23 protein-coding genes are annotated in these 24167 nt (G+C 58.2%); 13 read left to right on the top strand and 10 right to left on the bottom strand.

The features are described from left to right. Positions 1-12 precede the first annotated feature (12 nt). The 3 genes from QPL94_RS02045 (at position 13) to QPL94_RS02035 (ending at position 2505) form a co-directional block, all read left to right on the top strand. Positions 13-987, top strand: coding sequence for an NHL repeat-containing protein (locus tag QPL94_RS02045; protein ID WP_285355180.1), 975 nt, complete (start codon positions 13-15; stop codon positions 985-987). Between the two features lie 63 nt (positions 988-1050). Next, entirely contained in the window at positions 1051-1482 is a 432-nt protein-coding gene (locus QPL94_RS02040) for an SRPBCC family protein (RefSeq protein ID WP_285355179.1), read from the top strand. 105 nt (positions 1483-1587) lie between these two features. Beyond that, on the top strand, positions 1588-2505 hold the full coding sequence (locus QPL94_RS02035; protein WP_285355178.1) for a YeeE/YedE thiosulfate transporter family protein: 918 nt from the start codon (positions 1588-1590) through the stop codon (positions 2503-2505). Here the strand turns inward: QPL94_RS02035 and QPL94_RS02030 are convergent. Then, positions 2495-3427, bottom strand: a complete 933-nt coding sequence (locus QPL94_RS02030) for a sterol desaturase family protein (protein ID WP_285355177.1) — start codon at positions 3425-3427, stop codon at positions 2495-2497. The two genes, QPL94_RS02035 and QPL94_RS02030, sit on opposite strands and share 11 nt — an antisense overlap. Before the next feature lie 188 nt (positions 3428-3615). Here QPL94_RS02030 and QPL94_RS02025 point away from each other — a divergent pair, with 188 nt between their 5' ends. Then, a complete protein-coding gene (locus QPL94_RS02025; protein WP_285355176.1) occupies positions 3616-5634 on the top strand; it encodes an oleate hydratase in 2019 nt (672 codons plus the stop codon). Between the two features lie 12 nt (positions 5635-5646). Here QPL94_RS02025 and QPL94_RS02020 read toward each other — a convergent pair whose 3' ends face one another. The 6 genes from QPL94_RS02020 to QPL94_RS01995 all read right to left on the bottom strand — a co-directional run bounded on the left by QPL94_RS02020 (position 5647) and on the right by QPL94_RS01995 (position 12584). Beyond that, complete coding sequence (locus QPL94_RS02020; protein ID WP_285355175.1) at positions 5647-5853, bottom strand: hypothetical protein; 207 nt, start codon at positions 5851-5853, stop codon at positions 5647-5649. A gap of 13 nt (positions 5854-5866) precedes the next feature. Next, positions 5867-7099, bottom strand: a complete 1233-nt coding sequence (locus tag QPL94_RS02015) for a TolC family protein (RefSeq protein WP_285355174.1) — start codon at positions 7097-7099, stop codon at positions 5867-5869. Further along, positions 7096-10242: an efflux RND transporter permease subunit gene (locus QPL94_RS02010; RefSeq protein ID WP_285355173.1), complete on the bottom strand. Its 3147-nt coding sequence runs from the start codon at positions 10240-10242 to the stop codon at positions 7096-7098. The genes QPL94_RS02015 and QPL94_RS02010 overlap by 4 nt, the downstream gene beginning before the upstream one ends. A 57-nt stretch (positions 10243-10299) precedes the next feature. Next, positions 10300-10593: a copper-binding protein gene (locus QPL94_RS02005; protein ID WP_285355172.1), complete on the bottom strand. Its 294-nt coding sequence runs from the start codon at positions 10591-10593 to the stop codon at positions 10300-10302. A 15-nt stretch (positions 10594-10608) separates the two neighbouring features. Then, a complete protein-coding gene (locus tag QPL94_RS02000) occupies positions 10609-12102 on the bottom strand; it encodes an efflux RND transporter periplasmic adaptor subunit (protein WP_285355171.1) in 1494 nt (497 codons plus the stop codon). Positions 12103-12188: 86 nt separating this feature from the next. Next, positions 12189-12584: a hypothetical protein gene (locus QPL94_RS01995; protein ID WP_285355170.1), complete on the bottom strand. Its 396-nt coding sequence runs from the start codon at positions 12582-12584 to the stop codon at positions 12189-12191. A gap of 255 nt (positions 12585-12839) precedes the next feature. Here QPL94_RS01995 and QPL94_RS01990 point away from each other — a divergent pair, with 255 nt between their 5' ends. The 5 genes from QPL94_RS01990 to QPL94_RS01970 all read left to right on the top strand — a co-directional run bounded on the left by QPL94_RS01990 (position 12840) and on the right by QPL94_RS01970 (position 17414). Further along, entirely contained in the window at positions 12840-15266 is a 2427-nt protein-coding gene (locus QPL94_RS01990) for an amylase (RefSeq protein ID WP_285355168.1), read from the top strand. A gap of 64 nt (positions 15267-15330) precedes the next feature. After that, positions 15331-15633, top strand: a complete 303-nt coding sequence (locus tag QPL94_RS01985; RefSeq protein ID WP_285355167.1) for a hypothetical protein — start codon at positions 15331-15333, stop codon at positions 15631-15633. Between the two features lie 133 nt (positions 15634-15766). After that, positions 15767-16330, top strand: coding sequence for a DinB family protein (locus tag QPL94_RS01980; protein WP_285355166.1), 564 nt, complete (start codon positions 15767-15769; stop codon positions 16328-16330). Between the two features lie 55 nt (positions 16331-16385). Continuing rightward, the gene (locus QPL94_RS01975; protein WP_285355164.1) at positions 16386-17018 is read left to right on the top strand and encodes a hypothetical protein; all 633 of its coding nucleotides are present in this window, start codon (positions 16386-16388) and stop codon (positions 17016-17018) included. Positions 17019-17102: 84 nt separating this feature from the next. Next, positions 17103-17414: a hypothetical protein gene (locus tag QPL94_RS01970; protein WP_285355162.1), complete on the top strand. Its 312-nt coding sequence runs from the start codon at positions 17103-17105 to the stop codon at positions 17412-17414. Here QPL94_RS01970 and QPL94_RS01965 read toward each other — a convergent pair. Next, a complete protein-coding gene (locus QPL94_RS01965) occupies positions 17393-18760 on the bottom strand; it encodes a DsbA family protein (RefSeq protein WP_285355161.1) in 1368 nt (455 codons plus the stop codon). The two genes, QPL94_RS01970 and QPL94_RS01965, sit on opposite strands and share 22 nt — an antisense overlap. 126 nt (positions 18761-18886) lie before the next feature. Between QPL94_RS01965 and QPL94_RS01960 the strand changes: the two genes are divergently transcribed. Continuing rightward, positions 18887-21034: a putative bifunctional diguanylate cyclase/phosphodiesterase gene (locus QPL94_RS01960; RefSeq protein WP_285355160.1), complete on the top strand. Its 2148-nt coding sequence runs from the start codon at positions 18887-18889 to the stop codon at positions 21032-21034. On the opposite strand, the gene QPL94_RS01955 is transcribed toward QPL94_RS01960, so the two are convergent. After that, the gene (locus QPL94_RS01955) at positions 21004-21759 is read right to left on the bottom strand and encodes a YiiX/YebB-like N1pC/P60 family cysteine hydrolase (RefSeq protein WP_285355159.1); all 756 of its coding nucleotides are present in this window, start codon (positions 21757-21759) and stop codon (positions 21004-21006) included. The genes QPL94_RS01960 and QPL94_RS01955 overlap by 31 nt on opposite strands. Before the next feature lie 84 nt (positions 21760-21843). Then, a complete protein-coding gene (locus QPL94_RS01950) occupies positions 21844-22254 on the bottom strand; it encodes a hypothetical protein (RefSeq protein WP_285355158.1) in 411 nt (136 codons plus the stop codon). Between the two features lie 196 nt (positions 22255-22450). On the opposite strand from QPL94_RS01950, the gene nrtS reads away from it, so the two are divergent. The 3 genes from nrtS to QPL94_RS01935 all read left to right on the top strand — a co-directional run bounded on the left by nrtS (position 22451) and on the right by QPL94_RS01935 (position 24151). Next, a complete protein-coding gene (nrtS, locus tag QPL94_RS01945) occupies positions 22451-22774 on the top strand; it encodes a nitrate/nitrite transporter NrtS (RefSeq protein WP_285355157.1) in 324 nt (107 codons plus the stop codon). A gap of 70 nt (positions 22775-22844) precedes the next feature. Then, on the top strand, positions 22845-23207 hold the full coding sequence (locus QPL94_RS01940) for a glutaredoxin family protein (RefSeq protein ID WP_285355156.1): 363 nt from the start codon (positions 22845-22847) through the stop codon (positions 23205-23207). After that, positions 23207-24151 (top strand): DUF3179 domain-containing protein, encoded by a 945-nt coding sequence (locus QPL94_RS01935; RefSeq protein ID WP_285355155.1) that lies wholly within the window; start codon positions 23207-23209, stop codon positions 24149-24151. The genes QPL94_RS01940 and QPL94_RS01935 overlap by 1 nt, the downstream gene beginning before the upstream one ends. The last annotated feature ends 16 nt before the right edge of the window (positions 24152-24167 follow it).

Raw genomic sequence — 24167 nt, 5'->3', positions numbered from 1 at the left:
CCGGGGCAGATTATGAAAGCAATCGGGAAATGGCCGGGTTACGTCGTTCTTGCTCTTGTGGCCATGCTGGCATTGCTTGCCTGGGTGGGCGGGGCCATCAACTGGAATCAGGAGCCGCCGTATGCTCCCGTTCATAGCTGGGGTGAAAAGGGCAGCGGCCCGGGACAGTTGGACGATCCTACCGGCATTGCCGTAACGGACACCGAAGTCTTCGTGTCCGACGCGCGCAACGGGCGAATCCAGGTTTTTGACCATGAAGGGCGGTTCAAAAGGGAATTCGGCACCACCGGCGATGGCATCGGCGAACTCGGGCGACCGATGAACCTGACGATCCACGGCCAAAAGCTCTACGTTCCCGAATACATGAACGACCGCATCCAGGTATTCAGCCTCGCGGGCGAGTCTCTTGCAGTAATCGGCAGCCCCGGTGAGGAACCGGGGCAGTTCGATGCACCGGGCGGTGTTGCCGTCGCGGAAAATGGCGACCTTTTCGTGGCTGACTTTTACAATCACCGTGTGCAGCACTTGCGGGCGGACGGTACCTTCGTCAAACAGTGGGGAACCACCGGGGAGAACGGAAAGGGCATTGGGGAATTTACCTACCCTACTGATGTAACGTTTGCCGATGATGGGACTCTCTATGTGGCAGATGGTTATGGAAATCGTGTCCAGGCTTTCGATACCGGGGGCGATTTCCTGTACAAGTGGGGAGGGCCGTTTGCGCTGGGCCTCTACGGGCCGTTCAAGGGCTGGCTCACCACCGCAACATCCATTGCCGTTGGTCCCGAAGGCAGTGTCTTTGTGGTCGATTTCTATAACGATCGTATACAGAAGTTCGCGGCGGACGGGGGCTACCTCACCGCATTCGGCAGCGAGCCGGAAAACCCCGGCCACACGGCCATAGCTGTCGCCATCGGGAATGACGGAACCGTGTGGAGCGTGAACTTTGCCGATAATCGGGTCGAGAAGTGGGAACCCGTGAAGTAAGGTGGCAAAGAGGGGATCGAAAGAAAGACAAGTCACTTACGCAGAAGATCGAGGAGACTCACCATGGGCAAAACCTATCAATCAGTTGTGGTCAATGCGCCGGCTGAAACAGTCTGGGCAAAGCTTCGCGACTTTCATGATCTGAGCTGGGCGCCGGATGTGGTAACCAGGGTTGATGTTGTCGGGGACAAGGCAGGCGACCAGCCGGGCGCCAAAAGAGTACTGAACGAGGCGTTTCACGAGACCCTGCATGCACTCGACGACAACAACCGGGAGCTTACTTACAGCATCGACGAAGGCCCTTCACCGGTTTCTTCCAATGAAGTTAGCAACTATGAAGGGCATGTCCAGGTTCGTCCGGTAACGGAAGGCGACGGCGGCACCTTTGTGGAATGGTATTCACACTGGAAAGGCAATGACGAGTCCGCCGCTGAATTCTGTCACGGCATCTATGCCGGACTGCTGGGGCAGCTCAAGAAAACGCTGGAGCATTAAGCAATCAAGACCGCTGCTGTGCGGCCCCAGTGTTGTGCTGTTCTCTCCGGTAACAATTGCCCTGTTTGTGTGTCCTGAGCATCAGGATACGGAGGCAGGGCGCTCATGTTTTCAGTTGTAATCGCATTGACCATTGCAGCGGTGATTGGTTACACCGCCCAGGTAACCGGCCTCTGTATGGTCCGTGGCGTCAGTGACTGGATCAGGGGCCGGCGTCTGCGCCTGACGGCCATTCTTATCGCCGGGTTCTGGATCTACCTGTTCACACCTCTGCTCGAATATCACGAGTATTCCTTCCTGGCGGTCTACCCCTTTCACTGGTCAATTCCCCTGGGTGGTTTCGTGTTCGGGGTTGGGGCGGCGATCAATGGCGCCTGTTCGATTTCCACGGCAACGCGTCTTTCCAGCGGCGACCTGCGCATGGTGCTGACCATGCTGGGCTGGCTGGCCGGATGGGTGCTGCTGATCATTGCGGACGTGGAGCCGGACCTGCGCAGAACAACCTACCAACTCGGGCTTCTGCCCTGGTTTGCCGTGGGCGCCCTGGTGCTGGCGTCGATACTGGTTTACTGGAAATTTCGCTACCGCTGGCGCATGTGGAGTGGGATCATGCTGGTGGGGATTTTTGCCGGCGTCCTCTTCCTGTATGAACCGGCCTGGTCACCCAGTGATTTTGTGCGGGACGCGGGGCTGAATCTGATGACTGGCGCCTCATCATCTCCTTCGCTTTCCCGGGCACTGATTCTGGTCGCCATGTTGCTGGGCATGACAGTCGGTGCCTGGCGTTTCGGACGCTTCCGCTGGGTGCTGCCTGGCGGCGGTGAAATCGGCAAACACCTTGGCAGTGGTCTCATGATGGGCATCGGCTCGGCGCTCGCGCTGGGGGGGAATGATTTCCAGTTGTTGCTGGCCCTGCCCGCGTTATCCCCTGCCAGCCTCTCTGCCCTTGCGGGTATGCTGGCGGGGATCTGGCTGGGTGCCTGGCTAACCATGGACCGGCCGAACCCTCACTTCACTCTCTGACGCTCAGCTTGGCCTTTTCGTGAGCAGGCCGGAAAGGCTGGATCAGCATCCGGTCCAGGCGCAGATCCTGCACCGTGCGAAAGTCCTCGATTCCAATGGTCATGCCCAGATGGCCCTTTTCCGGCTGGGCTCGGTAGGTGCCGAACAGCCGGTCCCACCAGGGCAGGTTGAAGCCGAAGTTGCTGTCGGTCTCCCGCACGATGACCGAGTGGTGGACCCGGTGCATGTCGGGTGTCACCACGAACAGCCGCATATACCGATCGAGCCAGAGGGGCATCCGGACGTTGCCATGGTTGAACATGGAGGTGGCATTCAGCAATACCTCGAAAATCACCACCGCCAGCGCCGGGGCACCCAATGCCAGCACCACGGTCAGTTTGATGGCCATGGACAGAACGATCTCGATGGGATGGAAGCGCAGGCCGGTGGTCACGTCAAATTCCAGATCTGCGTGGTGCATCCGGTGAAGGCGCCAGAGCCAGGGCACGGCATGGAACAGTCGGTGCTGGAAGTAGATGGCGGCGTCCAGCACCAGTACCGATACAATCACCGCAAACCAACCTGGCAGCGATACCAGATTCAGCAAACCCCAACCGTTTTCCGATGCCATAAAGGCAGTGCCGACGGCCGCCGCAGGGAATACCAGGCGTACGGCCAGTGTGTCCAGAACAACGATGAGAAGATTGTTGGGCCAGCGTGTCAGTCGCCCGATCTGCTGTGGCCTGCGTGCCGCAAACACTTCCCATAGGGCCATCATGGCCAGCACCGGGAGGAAAAAGCTGACCCGGATGAGGGGTTCGTTAGCAAGCAGAGTGTCGGTCACAGGAATGCCTCGGGTTAATGACCGGTAGTCCGGCGGCAGTAGGCAATGATCTCCCTGTCCCCGGGCCAGGGCGTTGAACGAACCCCGTCGGGGTGTCACTGCCGTCCCCTCAGGGTGACTCTATCATACTCGAACAGTCATAGAATGATGGTAAGAAGAGTGGGTCAGCAGGCGGAGTACTGGTGAAGATGTTTCCTCGCCGGTCAGATTGATGTGTGTCACCCACCCTCCCGGTTTATGGGTTCACAATGCAAAGATACTTACCTCACAGGAAAGGAGATCCTTTAATGGCCCGCTCGGATATCCCCGGAACAGCGCCCTCGAAACTCAAAGCCCATATCGACGCACTGGAGGCCCAGGGCGTTGATGTCACCCCCGACGCTTCCTCCCGGCATCTGCACAACGGTATTGATACGCCGCTGCCTCCGGCGGACCTGCACGGTGCCTATGTCAACAATCGCCCGCTTCCCACCGACGGTATCGTAGACCGGCGCGCCTGGATTGTGGGCAGTGGTATCGCCGGCCTGTCCGCCGCTTTCTTTCTGATCCGTGACGGCCATATGCCGGCTGGCAATATTACCTTCCTGGAAGAGCAGGACATTGAGGGCGGCTCCCTTGATGGCGCCGGTAACGCCGAAGACGGTTACATCGTGCGTGGCGGTCGGGAAATGGAAATGACCTACCAGAATTTCTGGGATGTGTTCTCGGAGATACCGGCTCTGGAGTTGCCGGAACCTTTCACCGTGCTGGATGAATACCGCATCGTAAACGATGCCGACAAGAACTGGTCAAAGGCAAGGTTGCTGGAGAAACAGGGCCAGATCAGGGACTTTTCGACCATGGAACTGACCAAACGGCAGCAGTTGGAAGTGGTCAGGCTTCTGCTGGCGCGCAAGGAGGACCTGGACGACATCACGGTGGAGGAGTGGTTCAGCGAAGGGTTTCTTAACAGCAATTTCTACACCTTCTGGCGGACGATGTTTGCCTTCCAGAACTGGCATTCCGTGCTTGAAATGAAACTCTACATGCACCGTTTCCTGCACCTGATGGACGGGCTCAACGACATGACCTCGCTCGTCTTTCCGAAATACAATCAATACGATGCTTTCGTGCGCCCGCTGATGAACTGGCTCAAGAACCAGGGTGTTAACATCCAGTACGACACCATTGTCGAGAACCTGGAGATGGAAACTTCTGGTGACGCCAGAACGGTCACGGCGATCCAGTGCCATGGCAGCGAAGGAGATAAGACCTTTAACGTCGGCGGGCGCGACCTGGTGTTCATCACCACCGGCTCAATGACCGAAGACACCGCTTACGGCGATGACGACACGGCGCCAGAACTGAAAGATTACGCTAAGGCAGGCCCGGGTTCCGGCTGGCAGTTGTGGACAAACCTGGCGCAGCAATCGGACGTGTTTGGCCGGCCGGAGAAGTTTTGCGGCGACATCCCCGGCTCAACCTGGGAGTCCGTCACCCTCACCTGCAGGCCCTCCCCTTTGATGGACAAGCTAATGGAGCTGTCGGTCAACGACCCCTATTCCGGATTCACGGCAACAGGCGGAATCATCACTTTTACCGATTCAGCCTGGCTGATGAGCTTCACCTGCAACCGCCAGCCACATTTTCCGGACCAGCCTGATGACGTGATTGTGCTGTGGACCTACGCTCTGTTGATGGACAAGCCCGGCGATTACGTGAAAAAGCCGATGCCCGAATGTACCGGCAAAGAGGTGCTGGCCGAGATGTGCTATCACCTGGGCCTGATCGATCAGCTCGACGAGGTGATGGCCGCCACTAGAACCCGGATTGCGCTGATGCCCTACATCACCGCGCAATTCATGCCACGCGCCAAAGGTGACCGGCCCTGGGTCGTGCCGGAAGGCTACAGCAACCTGGCCTGCATGGGCCAGTTTGTGGAGACCCACAACGATGTGGTGTTTACACTGGAAAGTTCGGTGCGCACAGCCCGGGTCGGCGTCTACAGCCTGTTGGGTATCAATAAACAGGTGCCGGACATCTATCCGGGCCAGTACGATATCCGCCGGCTGCTGCGGGCGACCCGTACCCTGAATAACGACGAGGCATTTCTGGGCGAAGGCTTCCTGCGTCGCATCCTCGGCGGCACCTATTTCGAACATATCCTGCCGCTGGGCCCGGATGAGAAGGCCGAGGAGCTGAGCCGGCCGGGTCTGTTCGAGCAGCAGGTCCAGGCGCTTCGAGGTCTTGTTGAAGACAACCACACACTCGAAGAAGCCAGGGACTGGGTTCAGGGTGTATTGAGCAAGTTGCGCGGGCGTCGCTGACGCCCTCCTCGGTTAATTTTTCAGATATTTGATCAGTGCCAGAACTCCCAGCACCAATAGAATGATCAGGAGCAGAGGCATGATCATCATGGGCAGCATCATCCAGCCCATGCCTGACATCATAGAATTGCAGAATTCCCAAAAACCTGTCTCCGGGGCCGCCAGTGCGGTTGCGGGGAACAGGGCAAGTATGGACAGAATTGCGAGTAATAGTTTCATGGTGGAGCCTCTTTCAGTTTGATAGTGCGTTGGTTGGCATGGGTGACAAGGCCTCGTAACGGGCCCTGGCGCTGAACAGGTCGCGGATGACCGCAGTCCGTGTGAGTTGTACTCCGGTGAGCTGTCGTGCGCTGGTGATGGCGTCTTCCAGCCGGTCGGCGCCGCTGGCCAGTTCGTTCAGGCTGGCTTCCCAGTGCGCACGCTGGTTGGGAATATGCCGCTCATCAAGAATTTCCAGGCGTCCGTGGCCGGCTTGCACAGCTGCCGTCATATCGCCAATGGAAGCGAGCAGGTCACGGTGGGCCTGGGTGGTTTGCCACTGGTGCCTCGATACTTCCGCCGCGGCCTTGCGAACGGCACTTTTCTGTCGCTGCCCACTCAAAGGAACCTGTACGCCAACGCCAACGATCCAGCGTTTGCTTTCGTCCGCCCAGAGGCCGTTGTAGCCAGCACTGGCGGTAAATACAGGTCTGCGGCTGACTTCTGCAGCGTCCAGTCGGGCGCGCGCTTCGGCCGTTCGGGCCTCGGCGGCCTGAACCAGTGGGTGATCGATTTCCGCCAGGCTGTCTGTGGCCATGGGTGTGCGAGGGGGTACGGTTAGCGCCAGTCCGGACGGTTGGGGGCGTCGGCCCAGCAATGGGATGAAGCTGGAGGAAATCCGGGCCTGTTCGCCCTTTAGTCCGACCAATTGCGTGTCCAGGGTGTCCAGCTCCGTTGCTATACGGAGTAAGTCGCTCTGCGAGCCCTCGCCATAATCCAGTCTCTGTCTGGCGATTTCGGTTAATTGTTCCACCAGGGCGCGGGTTTCGTGATGCAGCTCAATGGCCTGGTTCGAATACCACCAGCGGGCATAGGCTTCCTTGACGGAGGCGGTCAGTTTTCGGGTTTGCCAGAGGCTGTCGTGTCTGGCCGCAACTACGCCAGCTTCCGAGGCTTCGCGGGAGGCCGACAGCTGGTCCGGCCAGGGCAATTTCTGGCTGACCTCAAACCGGTGCCCGACCATGTTCGGGCCCTCCAGGGTTTCGGGAGCCAGGCCATACTTGACAACAGGGTCTGCCCAGGTGCCCGAGCCTTCCACTTCGGCTTCTGCCGCTTCGATGGTTGATTGTAAGGCGCCCAAGGTAGCGTTGTTGGCCAGTGCCTCATCAACCCATTGCTCCACTGTTTCAGGCGATTCGGCCATTGCCGGTGCAGATAGTGTGATAAAGACCGCCAGAACGGTCTGAATTCCGGTATGTCGGATCATTGGGTAGTTCCTTTTCTGGCGAGAGTTTTCAGACGCGCACGCTGCCAGAGATAGAAAATCACCGGAATCAGCAGCAGCGTCAGCATCAGGGTGGTGATCATGCCGCCGATCATCGGGCCGGCGATGCGTTGCATCACTTCCGAACCGGTGCCACTGCTGAGCATGATAGGAATCAGGCCGGCAACGATGGCGGCAAAGGTCATCATGATCGGGCGCACCCGCTGGGCGGCTCCGTCGCTGATGGCCTGGCGCAGGGCATCTGCCGACAACTCCCCTGGCTGATGATCCACGGTCTCCAGAGCGTTGTGCAGGGACTGGTTCAGGTACACCAGCATCAGTACGCCAATTTCAACGGCTACTCCGGCCAGGGCAATAAAGCCGACGGCCACGGCTACAGAAAGGTTGTAACCCAGCAGATACATCAGCCAGATACCGCCGATCATCCCGAATGGCAAGGTGCCCAGGATGATGCCCACCTCGGTCAGGTTACGAAAGTTCAGGTACAGCAGGATGATGATAACGGCCAGGGTCAGGGGCACCACCATGGTCAGGCGTTCCTTGGCGCGCTGCATGTATTCGTACTGGCCGGACCAGGTGAGTGAGTAGCCTGCGGGCAGCTCCACTGTGTTTCGCACCCGTTCCTGGGCTTCTTCGACCCAGCTGCCCAGGTCCCGGCCCTCTATATCCACCAGGGTCCAGCCGTTGATGCGGGCGTTTTCCGACTTGATCATCGGGGGGCCTTTGTCGATCCGGATATCGGCTACGTCCGCAAGGGCGATGCGTTGACCGTTGGGTGTCACCATGGGCAGCAGGCGCATCTGCTCCACCGAATCCCGGTAGCCCTGGGGATAACGCAGGTTGATGGGATAGCGTTCCAGGCCTTCCACGGTGCTGCCCACGTTCATGCCACCAATGGCGGTGCGGACCACGGCCTGGATGTCTTCAATGTTCAGGCCGAACCGGGCGGCAGCCTCCCGTTGTATGTCCACCTTGATGTAGCGCCCGCCCGCCACCCTCTCGGAAAAGACCGAGGCGGTACCGGGCAGATCGGCCAGTACCCGTTCCAGTTCCTCCCCGATCCCTTGAATCACGTCCAGATCTGGCCCGGCCACCTTGATGCCGACCGGGGTCTTGATGCCAGTGGAAAGCATGTCGATGCGGGTCTTGATGGGCATTACCCAGGCGTTGGTCAGGCCGGGCAGCCTGACGGTTTCGTCCAGTTCCCGGCGCAGGGATTCTGGCGTCACGCCTGGCCGCCACTGATCCCGGGGTTTGAACTGGATAAAGGTCTCGATCATGGTCAGCGGGGCTGGATCAGTGGCGGTTTCAGCGCGGCCGATCTTGCCGAACACGGTCTCCACTTCCGGAATAGTCGCGATCAGCTTGTCGGTCTGCTGCAGAATCTGCCGTGCCTTGCCGATGGAAATGCCGGGATAAGTAGTGGGCATGTACATCAGATCGCCCTCATCCAGGGGCGGCATGAATTCACTGCCCAGTTTGTTGGCGGGCCAGAAGCCAATCACCAGCACCACCAGGCCACCCGCCAGCATCAGCGCCGGCCGCCGCAGGGCCCAGCCGATCACCGGCCGGTACAGGGCGATCAGCAGCCGGTTGATGGGGTTGCGATGCTCGGGCAAGACCTTGCCACGGATGAAATATCCCATCAGCACCGGCACCAGGGTGATGGCCAGCCCTGCCGCCGCTGCCATGGCGTAGGTCTTGGTGAAGGCCAGGGGGGCGAAGAGTTTGCCTTCCTGGGCTTCAAGAGTGAACACCGGCAGAAAGCTCACGGTGATGATCATCAGCGAGAAAAACAGCGCCGGCCCGACCTCGCCAGCGGCCCGTGACATCACGGCCCACCGGTTTTCCGGTGTCAGCGGGGTTCGCTCCATGTGTTTATGGACGTTCTCCACCATCACGATGGCGCCGTCCACCATGGCGCCGATGGCAATGGCGATACCCCCGAGGGACATGATGTTGGCGTTGATGCCCTGGGCATGCATCACCACGAAGGCCGCGAGAATGCCCACCGGCAGGCTGACAATGACCACCAGTGAGGAACGCAGGTGGAACAGGAACACCGCGCAGATCACGATGACCACCAGGAATTCCTGCAACAGCTTGCCGTACAGGTTGTCCACCGCGTTGTTGATCAGGGTGGAGCGGTCGTAGGTGGGGACCACTTCCACTCCGTCTGGCAGGCTGGCCTTGATGTCCTCCAGGCGTTGTTTGACGCCTTCAATGGTTTCCAGGGCATTCTCCCCGAAGCGCATCACCACGATGCCACCGGCCACCTCGCCTTCCCCGTTCAGTTCTGCGATCCCCCGACGAATCTGGGGGCCAAGCTGCACATCCGCCACATCCTTCAGTAACAGGGGCTTGCCATTGTCGTTAACACCCAGGGGAACCTGCCGCAGATCCTCTTCGTTTTGCAGGTAGCCGGTGACCCGCACCATGTATTCCGCCTCGGCCATCTCCACCACCGAGGCGCCGGTTTCCTGGTTGGCGTTGTTGATGGCCGCGTGGATGCGCTGCAGGGTAATGTCGTGGGCCCGCAGCCGGTCCGGGTCCACCACCACCTGGTACTGTTTGACCATGCCGCCCACGCTGGCCACCTCGGATACGCCGGGTACGGTCTGCAGTTCAAACTTCAGGAACCAGTCCTGAATGGCCCGCAGTTCTGACAGGTCGTGCTGACCAGTGCGGTCCACCAGGGCGTAGGAATACACCCAGCCAACGCCAGTGGCGTCGGGCCCCAGTTCCGGTCTGGCGGCGTCGGGCAGGTCCCCGGACACCTGGCTCAGGTATTCCAGTACCCGGGAACGGGCCCAGTACAGGTCGGTGTCGTCATCGAAAATGACGTAAACGAAGGAATCACCGAAGAAGGAAAAACCCCGAACGGTCTTGGCCCCCGGCACCGACAGCATGGCGGTGGTGAGCGGGTAGGTCACCTGGTCTTCCACCACCTGAGGCGCCTGGCCCGGATAGGTGGTTTTGACGATCACCTGCACGTCCGACAGGTCCGGTATGGCGTCAATGGGCGTTTCCTTGACGGCATAGAGCCCCCACCCGGTCAGGATCAGGGTGGCAAGCAGCACAAAGAATCGGTTATGAAGCGACCACTGGATAATGGCGTTAATCATGAGCTGAATCCGGTCAGGTGGTGGCCGGGGCGCTTGTGATCGCGCCCCGGATGATCGCTATTGCTTGCTGATGTCGGTGATCGTCTGGCTCTTGCCTTCCGGCTTAAGAGAGAAGGTGACCTCGTCGCCTTTGGCCAGGCCTTCCAGATCAACCTCTGGTGCTACGGAAAATCCCATGGTCATCTGTGGCCAGCCCAGTTCGGGGATGGGCTCATGATTCAGGGTTATCTTCTGTTTGTCCGGATTGACGGCGGTCACAACGCCTTTGCTCTGGATGGGCTCGGCCATGGCCGATGCAGATGCAAGGGTGACTGCCAGAACAAGGGCGCTTATCAATGTTTTCAGCTTCATGGTTTTCTCCAGTAGTTATTGCGCGTCTTGCGCCGGTTCAATACGTTCAACGAGGTAGCCTTCCGGGGTCTCGCGGAATTCAAAGCGGACTGTCTGGTCCGGGGCCAGGGCACCGGTATCCACGGAATCGGCAAGAACAAACGCCATGGTCATGGCGGGCCAGTTCAGTTCCGGTATGGGGGTGTGATCGAGGGTGATTGAGGCGCCCTCGTTATCCAGTTCGGTGATTCGGCCGACGCCTTCAATCAATTCCGACGGTGAACTGTCTGACTGGGTGTCACTGCTGCTTTGCTCATTCGCTTCAAGTCTTAACATGGCGGCTTCAAGGCTGGTTTCGGAGTCGATCAGGAACTGGGCGGACACTACTACCTGCTGGCCTTCTTCCAGGCCCTCGGCAATCACGACCCGGTCGCCGGCTTCCTGGCCGGTTTTTACGGGCACCGGGCGGAAGTAGCCACCCTCTTCGGCCAATAGCACATGCTGGCTGTCGCTGAGCTGGATTAGTGCCGGGCGCGGAATGGTGAGCAGGTCATCGCCGATGGGTGCGTCCATGGTGAAGTTCACGAACATGTTGGGGCGCAGCCGGCCGTCGGCGTTTGGAACACGTACCCGTGCCCGCAGGGTTCGGGTTCTGGCATCCAGCTCCGGGTAGACATAGTCAATGCTGCCCTGCCAGTTGGTGCCAGGCATGGAGGGCGTGGTGAATGCCACTGACTGGCCTGCCACGACCAGGCCGGCTTGCCGCTCGAAGAACTCGGCGATCACCCAGACGGAATTGCGGCTGCCAATGGCCATGATTTCGGTATCCGGGCGCACGTACATGCCGGCACGGACTGGCAGGGCGGCCACATAGCCGGACCCGGGGGCAAACACGGTGATGCGTTCGCGGACCTTGCCGGTTTTTTTCAGGTTGGCGATCTGTGAGTCAGTCATGCCGAGAGACCGCAGTTTTCCGCCAGTTGCCGTAGCCTGGGAACCCCGGCTCAGTCGTTCTGACATCAGGAATTCCTGCTGGGCATTCACCAGCTCCGGCGAATAGATCTCGTACAGCGGCTCGCCCCGGCTGACTTCCTCTCCCAGCGAACGTAGGTGCAGAACCTCTACCCAGCCGGCAATGCGGCTGTGCACGTGGATCAGCTCGTCCTCGTCGTCGGTGACATAGCCGACCGTGCGGACCGGAATGGTGACCGGCCCACGGGAAACAGCCCGGGTTCTGACCCCCAGATTATTCCTGACGGCAGAGCTTATCTGCACTCCGCCATCGCCCCTGCCGGTGTCCTCTTCTTCATAAACCGGCACCAGATCCATTCCCATGGGGGACTTGCCGGGCTTGTCGCGGCGGTAGTCGGAATCCATGGGGGCAACCCAGTACAGGGGTTCTTTCTCTGCTGATTCAGCAGCCTGATTACCGGACCCGGCTGATCCGAACATTGGCATGATTTGCTGACTGGCCAGCCAGCCAAGACCAAAGGCCATGGCGATCACGATCGCCATCAGGGCAATGCGCATTGATGTTTCCTCATTCAAAGCTTGTTAACGCTCGCTCGTGGCCCGCAGGCCTAGATAAACGTGCGTACGAATCGAAAAGACCCGGGTCAGGCTTTGGAGGAGTTGGGGGGAGGTGTGAGGGTATCGAGGATGATGCTGAGATAGCCTTCCTGAGGCTGAAGGTGTTCCAGGCTGGCAACGGCTCGGGCAGTCACTTCTGCGTTTTCAGGTGCCAGTGCAGACACCGCAGAACCGCAGTTGCCAAGGCTGGCTGCGAGCGCACAATCGGCAGAGGTCAGGTCACCGCAGGCCATGGTCTGATCCGAACGGCTGGAAGGAGTGTGCAAGCCGCCTTTGCAACAAGCCATCAAGGTTGCCTGTTCCGCCCGCAGCGGCGTCCCCGCCGGATTCAACGTGACTTGCCCGAATGCCAGCACCGGCTGCATGACCATGACGATCAGCAGCAGATATTTAACAGCTTGGCGGAAGGCAATGTTTGGCAAGTCAGACTGCTCTCGTGAATTTCTGTGAATGATCAATAGTGGGCGGATGTTAGAACCTGTGTGCTACTCATAGGTCAAGCAAATATTGAATCTGTAACAGTGGCGGATCCCGCGTGTCTTAACTACCAATGAAAGGAAACAGTCAAACGGAAAGAAATTGTCGGAAATCTGTAACACCCGCTGATGTGGTGTGTCCATGCGGGTGTGCAACAGAAAACAAAGACAAGATCAGGGCGCAAGGGAGAACAGTTCGACATGACTCGACACTACTGGATGGGCGGCAACCGCACCTACGAGCAGGACCGCTTTTTCGAATCATCACTGGACAAAGACCGCTGGCAGAAAGGCGACAGCCCGGACGACTGGGATGCGTGCTGGTACACGGGCATGCCCGATCCGGAATTTTTCAGGTACGTTGGGCCTGAGCGCAAGATCAATCACATTCCCGGTAATAACGCCCTGACCGTCAAAAGCCGGCTCTATCAGAGCCTGTTGACGCTTCGTGATCGGGTGAGCCTGCAGGATAACGGACACGACGGGCTGGCCGAGCGCCTGCAGTTTTTCCCGCGGGTCTACTCCATGCCCGGGGACTATCATGCTTTCCAGCAGGAGGCCCTTGATGAACCCTCCAAACGCTGGATCCTGAAGCCCAAGAACGCGGCACGAGGCAAGGGCATCCAGCTGGTGAAAGACCCGGCTGATGTGCCCATGGATTCGTCGTGGATGGTGCAGGAGTACATCGAGAATCCTCATACCATGCACGGGCGCAAGTACGTCTTGCGGCTCTATGTTGCGGTCACCTCGATTGCGCCTCTGCGGGTGTACCTCTACCGCCAGGGCTTCGCCAAGCTGGCCTCTGCGCCTTACGATGAGGAAAACGCAGACAATCCCTACAGTTACCTCACCAATCCCGATGTTAACGCGCTGAACCTCGACGCGGATGTGCCGGTGGAGTTTGTGGATCTGGACCGTTACCGCGCCTGGTTGAGAGAGCAGGGGCATGATGACGAGGCCCTGTTTGCCCGCGTCGAGGACATGGTCGCCCTGACCTGCCTGTCGGCTGTGGAATCCATGCGCGAACGTTCAAGAGTGGTGGGAGCCGATACCCGTGGCTGTTATGAGCTGCTGGGCATTGACTGCCTGGTAGACAGCAAGCTCAAACCCTGGGTGCTGGAATGCAACCTCAGCCCTTCTCTGGAAGTATGCGCCGGACCTGAGAGCGGCGGTGATATTGAAGAAGGCGTCAAGGGATCGTTGGTGTCGGACCTGGTAAGCCTGGTGGGGCTGAATGGCAAGCGTGAAACCGTTCCCGGTGCGTCTGTGGAGCAACGGCTGATCCTGGAAACGGAAAACGAGCAGGCCCGGGCAGGTAACTTCAAGCGTCTGTTGCCTTCGGAAAACCCAGCGGCTTATCTGCCGTTCTATACACTGCCACGACTGGAGGACTGGGTTGTCGCCAAGGCCCTCTCTGGCAACGGTTTAACCCAGCCAACCCTGCAACGGCGACGTGCCGAGGATATGATCAGTGAGGACAGGGTGTATGTCTACGATACCCGGCTGGGGCATCTCAGTGTCCTGAACGAAACTGCATCGCTGATCTGGCTGATGGCCACCGATGGTATCCCGCCAGACGATATCGCCGATGCCCTGACCCAGTCAGCCAGGCAGAACTCTGTCGCAGAGCCCGATGCCTGGGCCATTCGGCGGGATGTCTGGAATTCGCTGGCGGACTGGGCCAACAACGGTTTTCTGGTCCACGCGAATGCTGGGGATACCTCCGCTTCTGATCTCACCTCTACAGGGAATATTCCGCTTCCACAGGTGTCTGAGCCCTATTCGTCCGTTCTCGAATGCGGTGGATTCCACGTGGAGCTTTTTACCGACAGCCCCGCGGTGGTGGGCCGGATCGGCTCGTTATTGGTTCCGCTTGAATCGAAAAGCAGCCCGGGTTCCCGCTCAAGACTTGAGGTCGTGCGAGACACCCCGGGCTACACCCTGATCCTCGACGGCAAGGTTATGCAGTCACGGCTCGCCCTGTCCCGGGTGGCGCCAGCGATTATGGTTTGCCTCACCGGGCACGCGGCAGACGAGGGCGACATCATCATTGACGCCGGCCTTGTTACCCGGCCGGAGGATCCATCCAGTGCCGTGCTGGTTGCCAACGGTGACCCCGGGCTTGGCGACGGGCCGGCATTGGCCCTGGCCAAACATCTTGATGCGAACTTTGGTCGGGCCCTGAGGATTCCTGCGGAGCCTGGCACGGCCATGTCTGCACTTGGTCTGCCAGCGCAGGTGCCTTCAGCCAAAGCCGGTGATCCTGAGGTGCCGGGCCGTTTTTCCCTGCATTCCCCGACGGAGGGTCACGAAATTGCGCTGCAACCAGCATCGCTGGGAGTGGCTGCACAGGAATACCGCATTACTACGGTTCTGATACCTGTTCCGACATCGGATCAACACGAGAACGGTCTGCAGGCGGTATCGGTGAGTGAGGCCCTGCGTTATCTCATCCCCGGCTGTTGTGGCCCTCAGGGCCGTCCGCTGGATACGGCCGGTTTCTCGCGGTTGGCCGAATGGCTCGAGACAGCAGACCGATACCTGGTGGCCACAGATAATCTTGATGCTGTGGTGCACCAGCTGTCGGGTGCGGACAGGTCAGAGGTAGATCAAGCATTCGGGCAATAGCCCGAAGTTCCGGGCATACCTGTGCCCGGTGTTAACCAGAGAAATGGAAAGGAGATTAAATACCATGTCCAGAGATACTCAGAAAAGACAGTTATTGCGCAAGCTTGCCAGGGGTATCACCTATACCGGGCCAATGCTGGCTGTTGTGGTTGGTGCTTCGGCTTTCGGCACGGCTACCGCTGCTGAAGTGAATGCCGAGAGCGAGTACATGATGCTTGCCGCAGGTGAAGCAGAAGCCGAGGGCGAGGCCAAAGGCGAAGCTGAGGGTGAAGCCAAGGGAGAAGCTGAAGGCGAAGCCGAGGGCGAAGGAGAAGGTGAAGGCGAAGGAGAAGGTGTAGGTGAAGCAGAGGGTAAAGCTGAAGGCTGAGCCGGAATCTGCGGCACCTGAACAAGGCAGTGGCCCGGCCAGGGGTGAACCGGATTCCTCCGTGACCCTGGTGCCGGGGCCAATCTGCCGCTTTCAGTGAACGAATCAACCCAGACGATACGGGTGAAGAACAATGCCAAATTCAAGTTCCGGGTCTTTTAATTGCGAAGAGCTCGTTGCCGAAAATGCCCACGCCATCAATCAGCTTGCAGAGCTGCTTTTTGTGGTGCCTGGACAGCTGTATCGGCAAACGTTCGGAGCGAAAAATCAGCATGTAATCGGCAAACACGTGCGCCACATCATTGATCATTACATGGCTCTTCTGACTGCCGCTCACAGACAATCCGCAGGGCCCCTTGATTATGAAAAAAGGGAGCGTGAGGAAAGGCTCGAGCTGGATAATCACGCTGCCTGCAACAAGCTTCTTGCGATCATCAATTCGCTGGGGCGCCTTGCTGAAGTGCCACAGAACACGCTACTGACGATGGAGCATCTCAGTGACGAGCAGCGGCGCACGGTTTCCACCAGCATTGACCGGGAACTGGTGTTCCTGGCCAGCCACACCATTCACCACATGGCGATCATTGCGATGCTGGCGGAGCAGGGTGGGGTTGAAGTCAGTGACGGGTTTGGCGTTCACCCTTCAACCCTGCGTCATCAGCAGCAGTTGCAAATGCAGATGGCGAGAATCGCGTGAACCCGAAGTTCACGCCAAAAAAAACAGGAATCAATGACGATCGGAGAGTGCTCATATGAATACTGACAGTCATCGTAAAGAACTCCTGCGTAAGCTTTCCCGAAATCTTATGGTGTCGGTGCCCGTGATGACGGTAGTGGCTATGGCGGGTATGTCAGCCGTATCGGAAAACGGACTGGGGCTGATTCCTTCGGCGGAAGCTGCCCAGGGTGAAGCGGAAGGTGAGGCAAAAGGAGAAGCGGAAGGTGAAGCAAAGGGAGAAGCTGAAGGTGAAGCTGAGGGCGAGGGTGAAGGTGAAGGCGAGGCCGAGGGCGAAGGGACTTCTGAAGCCATGAAAGAGGCGGTCCGCCGCCCCGAAGGTTACGAACCCTATGAGGGAGATGCCGAATCCCTGGCCAAAAAAGGGGAGGCCCTGTTCAGCAATACCTCATTGTCTTCCAATGGCCTGTCCTGTGCGACCTGCCATACTAACGGTGCCGGCTACGCTGATACCTTCTCCAACGAATACCCGCATTTTGTGGCCATGGGCAAGAGCGATTTCGGCATGGACAAGGTTCACCTGGATGAGATGGTGCAGATCTGCATGGTTGCTCCCATGGCAGCGGAGCCCTTGGAATGGGATTCCGAAGAGCTGGCTGCCCTGACGGAGTACATGCGCATTGAACAGGAGAAATTCAAGCAACGTTGAGGCCTGTTGGTCTGTAACAACCTGGTACCTCCAGTGTCCATAAAGTGTGGAACATAAAGCAGTTTAATGCCCTGGAGGTGCCCTATGAAATCTGTTTTTTCGTTCGCTTTTTTACTGATGGTTTCAGGTTCATTGTTGGCCAGTGAAGGAGGTCTTCGGGAAGAATCGCAGCCTGGATACGTCAATTACGACTATCCGGCAGAATCTTCCGGTGAGGCTTTCAGTATTCTTCGCACTGGCTCCGTGGATGGGGCCGGGATCTATGAACCGGCCTACCTAAACTATCGCACCGACGCCAGCAATGGCGACGGGGACGGAAAGGCTCACAGCGGAAAGTATCTGGCCTCTGGTGTGTTTGAGCCAACCTATGTGAATTATTGCGCCGGATCTGTGTGACTCTCTGCATTGTTGGTCGTCACGACCTCTTGGGTGGAGCTTGTCTCCACCCTTTTTTTGATTTCCTCCTCAATCAGCCATAAACGATCCTGGCCCCAGCAACCGATGTCTCCATAACGGAAGCTTGGAACGCCCCATAGCCCGAGATCATACATCGCCTTGCGGTTCTCTTCCGCCCACTCGCGCCAGCCCTGATCTTCCAACAGGGCCCGGGCTTTGGGCCAGTCCAGCCCGGCACGCTCTACGATGGTCCGCAGGCCCGAATCGGTTTCCGAGCGAATGCCCTCGGCATTGACGGCTCGCGCATAGGCGAGCATGTAGTCGATTTCGCGCCCACAGGAACGGGCGTGTTCAAAGAGCGCGTAACACCGCTCTACCCCCGGCCCCAGTGGGTCGGCGACAAAGCCATAGGGGATGCCGAGTTTGGTGGCCTCTCGCTTGGTGTCCTGGAAGATGTACCACTTTTTCGCATCGGGGACGGATTGACCGCGCATCAGCATGGGTAGCACCGGGCGCAGCCGGACTGGAATGTTCCAGGCGCGGGCGAGCAGGACAGCCCGCTCCAGGCCGAGGTAGGAGTAGGGGCTGCGTATGGAAAAGAACACTTCCAGGGTCTGGCCCGGGTTTTCCAGAGGCTGGGCATCCTGGCCGAGTGTTGCCCAGGTCCGGTCCCATATCGGGGCCTGCTCGGGTTGATGTGCCCGCCCTTCACGAATCAGCAGGCGTTCCAGGTGGTCCAGCCTGTCGACGCCCCAGAACCACTCACCCCGGAAATGCACCATGCTGCCCTGGCAATGGCCAAGGTCACCCAGCCGCTGCTCGTTTGCTCGCAGTCTTTCTGTCAGTTCGGTATTGGCCGTGGTGGTAATGTCGTCGCCCGACGTTACTTCGCCCTGCCAGACGCCTCTCATCGCCTCTGTCGCACAGGTAAGGTAACTGTCGCTGTCCTCAAGGGCGAGCAGCTGATCGCGGCAGCGTTCCAGAGCGTTTTCGGTAGGCAGACCGGATGACTTTGGCGGCGCCAATCCATAGAGACGCGCGATCTTGGCGGCATCGGTAATGGCCCAGTCAGTCCACATTGCGGGTTCTGGAAACATCTCCCGGGGCTGGTGCCAGACAGTGAAAAAGCGGAGCTGAACATCGTATCGGCAAGTCAGCTGGGGCAGGGCCTGCAAGAATACGAAACTGAAGGGGTCGCGGGGGTTGATAAAAACATCAACCACATTGCCCTCACCTTTCCTGATTGCCCGCAAACGGTGAATGGCCTGCCGGCAACGTCGTGTTGCAGGGCTCGATAGGGCTCTTGCCATCCAGGGCATGGTGTCGGCTTTTTCGGGCAATCGCATGGTGGCGACCTCGTGATGATTATTCTGTAACCGGGGCCCCGTGGGTTACTGGAATGTAACAATCCTCATTCCTGAGTGTCGATAGTACGTCGAATCTTTATTTACACCAAACAGGAGCGAAGGCGCATGAAGTCGCCGGCAGGGATTCATACAGATCTTGAAGGTGATGAGCAGCTCGCCGGTAGCCCCCGGGATTACTGGCAGTCGGTTTCCCAGTGGGGGCGGCAGCTAATGTCATGCCGTCTTTGCAGAAACCTTACCATGGCAGCGTTTGTGGCCATCCTGCTTATCGAATTTGTCATTCTAATACCTTCCTACCGCAATTACGAAGAGGATCTGTTAAGCCAGCACGCCGCTGTGGCGCGGCAGGCCATGACAACCTACCTTGCGACCAAACCGGACGATGTGACCGCTGAGTCGCTCCAGAAGTTGCTGGATAGCTCAAGGGTGACAGGCCTTGAGTTGATGGTGAATGACCGCTGGTTACGAGTCGGGGAGCCGGTGACCGACGTGGGGGATGCTTCAGGGCGCTTGCGGGACCTGCCGCGCCCTGCGAATCAACGGCTGGACCTGGTCTGGAATTCCGGCCAGTGGCTTGGTGACTATCCGGTCAGGGCCCGTGTCGATATTACCGGCGTTTCCGGGGAGCTGACGGCGTTTGTTGTGCGGATTCTCGGCCTCTCTCTGCTTATAGCTGTGTTTGTCACCATGGTAACTATGGCTGTTGTGGACCGCATGATGCTGTCGCCACTGTTGCGGCTGCGTTCCCGTATCGTGCAGGCGGGTGGTGATGCTGAGCATCCGCTGACGTATGTCCGCGAACCTGAGCGCTGTGACGAATTCGGTGAGGTGGAAGGCGCCTTCAACAGCATGCTTGAGCAGAATGCCTCCTACCTCAATCGATTACAGTCCCTGAATAAACGCCTTGATCAGTTGCTGATGGAGCGTACTCGCTCACTCAAGCAGACGGAACAGGAACTCCGGCTGCGTAGCCTCTATGATCAACTGACGGGTCTGGCTAACCGGAACCTGTTTGAAGAGCGGCTGACCAGATTTCTGGCGGAGGCTGGCAGCAGGGAAGCCATGCCATCGGCACTTGTGGTGCTTGGTCTCAATGATTTTCAGGCTCTGAACGGCCTGGCGGGCCATGAAACCGGAGATCGCGTGCTGCAGGAGATTGCCCGCCGACTGGCTGGGTTCAGTCGCGAGCCAGGATATGTTGCACGGCTGGGGGGTGACGTATTCGGACTGTTGCTGACACCCCATCAGGGCCTGAAGGAAGATCTGCTCGAGACCGACATCGCCGCTGTTATCAATGCCTGCATCGCCCCGGTTCAGGTAGCTGGCAAACAATACCAGTGTGATGTGAGTGCCGGCGTTGCATTGGCACCGCTGGACGGCAATGAGGCTGGTGCTTTGCTCAGTCATGCCGAAATCGCCATGCACCGGGCCAAGAAATCATCAGACTCCCAAGTACAGTTTTTTTCCTCGGACCTGGGTGAACAGATCCAGCGACGCCAGGATATGGTCAAGGATCTCCGTAGTGCCATCGAGAAGCAGCAGCTTGAACTTCATTACCAGCCCCAGTTTGACCGGTTACGGCGTTGTGTGGGTTATGAAGCACTGTTGCGCTGGCGCCACCCGGAATTTGGCATGGTGTCTCCCGACGAATTCGTACCGGTTGCGGAAGAAGCCGGGCTGATCGGCCCTATCGGGTTATGGGTGATTGAGCAGGCGGTCACCACCATGAAGCGTTGGGTGGATCAGGGCTTTTCAGGTCGCATGGCGATCAATATTTCTGCCCGACAGCTGGCGGATCCGTCGCTGGTGGGGCACATACGTGGCGTTCTGGGCAGCCACGATCTTGCGCCTGGTTACCTGGAACTGGAAATCACCGAAACTGCTCTGATGGAGGATGTCACAGCGGCACTGGAGGTTCTGGAAGGATTCCGTTCGCTGGGCGTGTTGCTGGCAGTAGACGACTTCGGCACCGGTTACTCCTCGCTGGCCTACCTCAAGGCGCTACCGGTGACACGCATCAAGATTGACCGTGCTTTTGTCACCGGATTGCCTGATAACGAGCAGGACGAGGTGTTGTGTCGAACGATGATTTCCATGGCCCACAGTCTTGGCTGTGAGGTGATTGCCGAAGGCGTGGAAACAGAAGCTCAGGCCAGTTGGCTGGCAACTTCGGGCTGCGATGAGCTTCAGGGATTCCTGTTGGGGCGGCCGGAGCCGGATGGTTACCGATTACCCCAGTCAATTGCCCGGTAATCAAAATTGTCTTCCAGCGTTGGCTTGATGATTCTGAAATAGGGTGAAGCGTCGAAATCCCGTGGTGTGAACAGGGAGTGATGCCGAACCCGGAACTGCTCGTAAACGCAGTCCTCACAGTCCGGGTCGTCACTGGGCAGGGTTTTGACAACTGGCAGGATTGGGTAGCGCAACTGCTGGAACCCCTCAGCAATGAACGTTGAACAGATCGCCCGTGTCGGGTCGCCGCTTCCGAACGCCAGCAGTTTGTGCCGGTACCGCACAGGAACCGGGGGTGTCGGAAACAGGTAGCGGGCCAGGTCGAACACGTTCTTCATGTCGTACTGATGCCCCAGCCGGGATTTCGAATAGTCGGCAAGCTGGCGGATATCTTCTTCACTGAGCCCGACCGGGCGGCAGACCCGGGTATGGGTGTGGCGATAAAACGATAAAGGGAGGGTTCGAATCCCCTCCTCAAGATCAGCCTCCACCAGCACATGCGGCTCGCCGTTCCCGGTTGCGCCCAGTCCGGCCTCCGGGCCCAGGTATAAGGCGGCATGGGACCAGGTAGACTGGGTCAGGAACTTGATGGCTGCACTGATCCGCGTATTACCCTCCACCAACAGAACATCGCCGGGCTGAAGCGACTTTTGCAGCGTTTCCCAGGTGGAGGTACGCACCGAATGCCGGGTGACCTGTTTCGACAGGTAGGCGGCCAGCCGCCGCGATAGCCAGTTCAGCAACATTACATCGTCCGGTTGTTATTGGAGTTTCAGTTGGAAACAAAGACAAACAACCGGGATGACTGTTACAGCGCCTGGCGGGTCAATCTACGCCGTTGCGGGTACCGGTTGCCTTGAAAGCGTCAGTGTATCGTAATCACGTAGCAGGAACAGTGCAGCGCATGCAGCAAGCATGGGCCAGGCCGCGAAGAACATCAGGTTGTCAAAGGGCTGCAGGTACTTGGCAAAGGCCGAGAGAGTCGAAATACCATGAAAGATCAGAATGGCGCCGTAAGTCCAGGTTTTCAGAAGACCAGCCACAAACAGCAGAATCAGCACCAGTTGTGCAATGCCCATTATGTAGAAGGCGGATTCGCCGAGGCCACCAAGACCGTAGAACGCACCGAACACCTTGGCGGCGTGTTCTGGCTGGACCAGTTTATCCAGAGTCCAGAACAGGAAGACAACAAAGATACCGAGTCGAAGTAGTAACAGGGCGAGGGGTAACTGCTTGGGCATTCCTTTTCTCCTTTTGAATTTTGAGTGAGCGTTCCAGAGACCGTGGGCCTGTGCAAGAGTTCCATGAAATTATTGAGGTTCTGTAACGTTGTTGCCCAGCGTGTGTCAGTGAGCAACCGGTTTCCCATCAGCCTTGCCAAGAGATGACGTACCAGGGTTCCATATTCTGATTAATACTTTTGTCCGTGGAGTATTCATGTCTTTTTCCCGGTCTGGACATTCTCTTCGCCGCTGCAAGGAAGCCTGTCAGTTAGCCGTCAGGGACGGTACTCCAGTACGTGCCGCCAAACTGGCCTTGGTGGTTGGCACCCTGCTTGTTCTGATCAACCAGTGGGAGGCCGTTGTAGGGGAGCCGGAGGTGAATTGGCTCAAAGTGTTGCTGACCTACTGTGTTCCTTATCTGGTATCCACCTATACCAGCGTGAGCAAGGATCTCCATCTGCTGCGCCAGTCCCGGATTGCGGAGCAGGAGGTGCATCAGGAGGCAGAGAAAGCAAGATTTCGGCGGTCCACGCTGTAACACTCGCGGTCATTGGGTGTCTCTGGTTTTAGAGCAAGGCTATTGCAGGCCCGGAAGAGGGGCAATGACTATGTCTTTACGACCAATCAGATCACCCGTTGTCATAGGCGCTTTTCTCGTGGCGATGTTACCGGCCCTTTCCGGTGCGGCTGAGGTCTACGAGAAACCACCAGATCGGGCTGTTCCACAGGTAGCGCTGTTTTCACAGCCTTTCTGTCCAGGCTGCGAGGCGGCGAAAGCCTATTTCCACAATAACGACATTCCCTATCTGGAGTTCGACATCACGGCTTCTACCCAAGCCAGAACGACATTTGAGCGCCTTGGAGGTCGTGGGACGCCTCTGCTACTGATTGATGGTCGTCGAGTGCATGGCTTTTCGATACCTGCGGTTGAGCAGCGATTACAGGAGGCAGGTTTCCTGGAGGAAAACTGATGAAGATGCAATATCAGCTCTTTTTCGTGTTGTCTGTATTACTTCTGGTGGCTGCCCGTCCGGGCCTGGCCCAGGAAAAAAACGGGTTTGACCTGAGCAATTCATTGATACCGGTGGATGAGATTCTCAGTGGCGGGCCACCCCGCGATGGCATTCCCTCCATCAATGACCCGAAGTTTGAACCTGCAGGGGATTCCCTGCCGTGGCGGGAAGACGACCTGTTAATGACCTATGACCAGGGACAGGCGCGGTATGCCTTCCCGATCGGTATTCTGAACTGGCATGAAATCGTCAATCACGAATCGGGCGGTGAGCCGGTGCTCATCACTTTTTGTCCGCTGTGCGGCACCGGTATGGCCTTTGACCCGGTGGCGGAGGGCCGTCATCTGACCTTCGGGGTTTCCGGACTGCTCTATAACAGTGACCTTCTGATGTACGATCACCAGACCGAATCCCTGTGGTCACAGATTGAAGGGCGTGCCATTTCAGGCCCTATGGCGGGCACAGAACTGGAGCCGGTGGCCATTCGCCATGAGCTGTGGCAGAAGTGGCGGGCCCGGGTTGGTGATAACGGCCAGGTACTTTCCACCGATACCGGCCATCGCAGGAATTACCGCCAGTCCCCTTACGGCGACTATGACCACTCGGAACGGCTGTACTTTCCGGTATCCAGCACCAGCCGGAAATACCATCCGAAAACCTGGGTATTGGGCTGGACTCATAACGGTGAGAGCAAGGCGTGGCCTTTCCCGGAGCTTGCAGAGCATGGTGACCGGGAGCTTGAGGACCGGGTAGGTGGAAAGGCAGTCAGCATTCATTATGATCCTGACGTGCCCTCCGCCGAGCTGCGCGATGAATCCGGCGAATTACTTCCCGCTACAAGGGCCTTCTGGTTTGCCTGGTATACCTTCCATCCGGAAACAAAGATATTTGAAGCGGATTAGCAGCAGGGCTCAGGAC

This window comes from Marinobacter sp. SS13-12 (assembly GCF_030227115.1).
In the GTDB taxonomy this organism is placed as follows: Bacteria; Pseudomonadota; Gammaproteobacteria; order Pseudomonadales; family Oleiphilaceae; genus Marinobacter.
The sequence above is the reverse complement of the archived record's forward strand: the minus strand, read 5'-3'. Positions and strand labels throughout refer to the sequence as shown.